General features: G+C 67.0%; 2 protein-coding genes. One reads left to right on the forward strand and one right to left on the reverse strand.

Annotated features, from left to right (window positions below):
• Positions 1-308: 308 nt before the first annotated feature.
• On the reverse strand, positions 309-923 hold the full coding sequence (locus tag ACWD6R_RS40650) for a transposase family protein (RefSeq protein WP_451823357.1): 615 nt from the start codon (positions 921-923) through the stop codon (positions 309-311).
• Between ACWD6R_RS40650 and ACWD6R_RS40655 the strand changes: the two genes are divergently transcribed.
• On the forward strand, positions 918-1,143 hold a 226-nt coding region (locus ACWD6R_RS40655), incomplete at its 3' end, for a hypothetical protein (RefSeq protein WP_451823358.1). The genes ACWD6R_RS40650 and ACWD6R_RS40655 overlap by 6 nt on opposite strands.

Genomic DNA, 1,143 nt, shown 5'->3' on the forward strand with positions numbered 1-1,143 from the left:
ACCCGGACGACATGACCACAGATCCTGCCGCACCCACCCACTACCTGTCACATCATCAGACGCGAAGCCCGCCACCGACCTACTGAATGCTTACGTCTGAGCTGCCGCGCGAACGCCTATGAACCCCACAGAACGGGGACGCGCACAGTTGGAAAGCGTGTTGGGGGCAACCCCTCACGAGTTCGAATCTCGTATCCTCCGCCATTGAGCGGTGTGCATCGTGAAGTTGCAGGTCATGGGTCTGGTGTGCGTGGATGTCGGCGTGCTCACGCTGGTCATAGGCGTATGACTCTCGTGAAGATCATCGGTCAGCGGGCGACTTCGCGGTTCGTCAGGACCAGCAGGGCCCTCACCAGCGTGGTCGCCCACTTCGGGTCGGTGCGTACCTTGCCGAGCACGCGCCAGTTCTTCAGGTGCGCGAAGCCGTGCTCGGCCGGGGCCCGTACCGCGGCCAGTGCCTTGTTGGAAAGTTTCTGGCTGCGGGTCAGAGGCCGGTTGCGGGCGGCCTTGTAGCCGGTGATCACCGCCGGGTCGGCGTCCGGGCCGCTGTCGTCGAGGCCGACGAAGCCCAGGTCGGCGATGGCGCCGAGCCCGGCCGCGCGGAGATGGGCGGTGAGTTTGTCGTGCCGGCAGGCAGTGATCTCCGAGGTGCGTCCGGGCCTGGCCGCCGAGACCCACAGCAGGCGGCCCCGGTCGTCGGTGAGCGCGATCACGAGCAGGCCGTGGCATTTGTGCTTGCCGGAGTAGTTCTTCCGGTTCGCTGTTCCGGTGCGCCGCCGGGTGCGAATCAGGGAGCCGTCCAGCAGTACGATTCCGCCACCGGATCGGGTGATCTTCTTCAGGGCGCGGTCCAGGCGCGGGGCGCGGGCGGCCAGCAGGCCGACGACCTCCCGCACCCAGCGGGTGACGGTGGTGCGGTGCACCCCGTTTCCGCCGGCCAGATCGCCGGGCCGCTGGTCACAGCGCAGTACCGCCAGGACGATCCCTGCGATCTTTCCCGCGGGCAGGGCCCGCCACCGCGAGCCGATCTTCTTGCAGTGGCCGCGTCTGAGAAGCTGTATGCCTATCGATCATGTGGACGGTTCTGGTCGAACAGCGGCTTTGGGCGGGTGATCTTGGCCGGGTGGGTGCATGAAGACAGGG

The sequence above is a fragment of the Streptomyces sp. NPDC005151 genome (assembly GCF_053599875.1).